Below are 2158 nucleotides of genomic sequence, written 5' to 3' on the forward strand. Positions count from 1 at the left end.
GTCCGCGACCGGCAGCGCGTCGACGGCGAGGCCGGGCCGTACGGACCGCAGCCCGGCGGCCACGCGCTGTGCCACCTCGACGGCCGTGAGCGAGCCCTTGAACTTGTCGGCGGCGATCAGCACCCTCGGGCGCCCCTGCTCCTCGGTCACAACTCTCCTTCGCACGCGTCGGTCGCCTGCGCGCCGCCGTACCTGCCCGGGCGCGCACGCCGCAGCGACCCTAACCGGCCCCGCGGGAGGAGGGCCGGGCGCGTCCGGGGAGTGGGCGCGCACCGGGCGGCCGGGGAAAGGGCGTTAGGGTCGGTGACCGTGAGTGAGAACGAAGTGGACAGCGCGTACACCGACTACATCGCGGGGCTGCCCCGCGTGCTCGCCGCGGCGGCGACGCTCTTCCGGGACGCGGAGGGGCGGGTACTGCTCGTGGAGCCGAACTACCGGCCGGGCTGGGGCATCCCGGGCGGGACCGTGGAATCGGACGCGGGCGAGTCGCCCCGCGAGGGGGCCCGCCGCGAGACGCGGGAGGAGATCGGCCTCGACCTGCCGCCCGGGCGGCTCCTCGCGGTCGACTGGTCGCGCGGCCCCGCCCGCCCGCCGCTCGTCATGCACCTGTACGACGGCGGGGTGCTGACCATGCGCCAGCTCGGCGCGATCCGGCTCCAGGAGTCCGAGCTGCTCTCGTGGCGCATGGTGCCGCGCACCCGCCTCGCGGAGTTCCTCCGCCCGCAGGCGGCGGCGCGCGTCACGGCGGCGCTCGACGTGCTCGACCGGGGCGAGGGAACGGCCGAGCTGGTGGACGGGGTGCTGCCGGGCGGCACGGAGGGTTGAGCGCCCGCCCGGACGGCGAGACGTCCGCGGGAACCTCGCCGGGAGTCCCCGGCGGGCCCCCGCGGCGTCCTCGCGAGCACCAGCCTCGTCCACGGGCAGGGCCGCACGCGCCCGGCCCGCGAGGACGATCCGACGACCGCCGAGGTCCCTGCCCTGCGACGAAGCTGCTCGCCGAAGTGCTGGTCAGGGAGAGCGGCCTGAACTGGTCCGTCCTGCGCTTCGGCTTCGTGTGCGGCGAGGGGGACGGCCACCTCGAAAGCCTGCCGGGACTCGTCGCCTCCTGGAAGACGCACCCGGCGCAGGCGCACTCCCTCGTGCACCACCGCGCCATCGCGGGCGCCGTCCGGCTGGCGCTCACCGGGGCGATGGACGGCCGCACGGTCGACCTCGTGGACGAGGCCCCCGTCACGACCTGTGAGGCCGCCACCCTCGTGGGCGCCGGGTACCCTCCGTCCGCCGAGCCCCTGGAGGACCCGTGGAACGGCCGTGCGGACGGCGGTCTGCCGCGCTCGCTCGGCCACGTGGCGAGCGTGCCGACCGCGCACGGGGCGGTGCGCGAGGGACTGCTCCGAGCCGCGGGAGCGGCCCGGGAAGCGGCCCGGGAAACGGTGCGGGCGGACGCGGCCTCGGGGCCCGCGGGGCTCAGGGGCAGACGATCGCCCGCAGTTCCCTCTCCGCGGCGCGCAGAAGCGTCTCGTAGTCCGCCGACTCGTCGGCCGCCCACCGCTCCCCCGCGACCCGCACGATCGCCATGGCCGCGTCGGTCGCGAGGCGGGCGTCCGCCGGGGGGTGCCCGCGGTCCTCCAGCGCCTCCTTGAGCGCCGCCGACATGGAGGCCGTCTTGATCAGTTCGCGTTCGCGCAGGGGCGGGCTGGCCGCGATGACGGCGGCGCGGGCGCGCAGGAACTCGCGGGACCGGAAGACCCCGGGGGCCTTCGTGAAAGCGCGCAGGAGAGTGTCGAGCGGGGCCGTGCCCTCGGGGACCTCGGCGACCGCCGCGACAAGCAGTTCCTCCAGTTCCTGGCCGCCGCCGAACAGCGCCTCCCGCTTGTCCGTGTACCAGCGGTAGAAAGACCGTTCCGTCAGCCCCGCGCGGCGGGCGATCTCCGCGACCGACGTGCGGTCGTAGCCCTGCTCCGTGAAGAGGTCGAGCGCCGCTCGTTCGAGCCGCCCGCGCGTATTGCCTTCCCAGCGTGCCATGGGGCCAGTGTAGGGAGAATTCCGAGTGACAGCAGGTGCTGTCGTCACCTTGCCACGGCGACGCCGTCGGCGGTGAGGTCGGCGACGATGCGGAAGAGGTTCTCGACCTCGTCCGGGTCGAGCGCGGCCGAGG

At 75.6% G+C, this 2158-nt stretch carries 3 protein-coding genes; 1 reads left to right on the top strand and 2 read right to left on the bottom strand.

All coding sequences use genetic code 11. From position 1 onward, the window contains the following. Positions 1–150, bottom strand: a 150-nt coding sequence (locus SSBG_RS30615; protein ID WP_199781332.1) for a glycerate kinase, incomplete at its 3' end; no start/stop codon positions are given. Between the two features lie 174 nt (positions 151–324). On the opposite strand from SSBG_RS30615, the gene SSBG_RS03265 reads away from it, so the two are divergent. Beyond that, positions 325–825, top strand: a complete 501-nt coding sequence (locus SSBG_RS03265; protein ID WP_008744803.1) for an NUDIX domain-containing protein — start codon at positions 325–327, stop codon at positions 823–825. A gap of 642 nt (positions 826–1467) precedes the next feature. Here the strand turns inward: SSBG_RS03265 and SSBG_RS03270 are convergent. After that, positions 1468–2025: a TetR/AcrR family transcriptional regulator gene (locus SSBG_RS03270; protein ID WP_037868829.1), complete on the bottom strand. Its 558-nt coding sequence runs from the start codon at positions 2023–2025 to the stop codon at positions 1468–1470. Positions 2026–2158: the final 133 nt, after the last annotated feature.

Origin of the sequence: Streptomyces sp. SPB074 (assembly GCF_000154905.1) — a bacterium.
In the GTDB taxonomy this organism is placed as follows: Bacteria; Actinomycetota; Actinomycetes; order Streptomycetales; family Streptomycetaceae; genus Streptomyces.